Annotated in this window: 2 protein-coding genes; both read left to right on the plus strand. The window is 40.2% G+C overall.

The features are described 5' to 3' along the window. The coding region (locus VXQ92_RS20825) for a hypothetical protein (RefSeq protein WP_416683051.1) at positions 1–69 on the plus strand (69 nt) is incomplete at its 5' end. A gap of 140 nt (positions 70–209) precedes the next feature. Further along, on the plus strand, positions 210–1066 hold an 857-nt coding region (locus VXQ92_RS20830; protein ID WP_277096720.1), incomplete at its 3' end, for an amino acid permease.

Here is a 1066-nt window from a genome sequence, read left to right on the forward strand (position 1 = left end):
GATCGCGGCTACGAAATTTTAAAGGAACGTTCCCAACCCGTTAAATGTAAGGATGCAATCTCTTTTTAAATAGAAGATAGGACACGTCTTCTCAAAAATTAAATGGACTCATACTAAAGCAACTTATGTCCGAAGGTCGGTTTCTGGTCTTCGGATATGGTGCTGAATAAAGGTGTACAGGAAGTGACACCAACATTGGAGATAATGTTATGGATGCAAACAATAAGCACGAGTTAAAACAAGGCTTATCCAATCGGCATATTCAACTCATCGCACTCGGAGGGGCGATCGGAACAGGATTATTCTTAGGTCTATCACAAACAATTAAACTGGCAGGTCCTTCAATTTTATTGGGATATGCAATTGCAGGAATTATTGCCTTTTTGATTATGCGTCATTTAGGTGAAATGGTTGTTGAAGAACCGGTAAGTGGTTCTTTTAGTTATTTTGCGAACAAATACTGGGGCAAAATGGCTGGTTTTATGTCTGGCTGGAACTACTGGGTTTTGTATGTACTGGTGAGTATGGCCGAACTGAGTGCGATTGGTACTTTTATTCAGTTTTGGTGGCCAGAAATTCCGACATGGCTGACCGCTCTATTTTTCTTTATTTTAATTAACGGCATTAACTTGGTAAATGTTCGCTTTTTTGGGGAATCGGAGTTCTTATTTTCCTGCATTAAAATTGTTGCGATTTTAAGTATGATTGGCTTCGGCGCTTATCTTTTACTTTCAGGCTCAGCAGGTCCGCAAGCGGGCGTTGCAAATTTATGGCAACACGGTGGTTTCTTTCCGCATGGTATTCATGGCTTTATTATGGCTTTGGCTGTCATTATGTTTGCATTCGGTGGTCTAGAACTTATCGGTATTGCTGCGGCTGAAACGAAAAAACCTGAAACAACAATTCCAAAGGCAGTAAACCAGATTGTTTATCGCATCCTGATTTTTTATATCGGTGCAATTGGTATTCTTTTATGTCTTTATCCATGGAATATGGTGGCAGAAGGCGGTAGCCCGTTTGTCTTAATTTTCCAGTCCCTCAATAGTAATGGCGTTGCAAATGTTCT

Source organism: Acinetobacter sp. 228 (assembly GCF_048147885.1).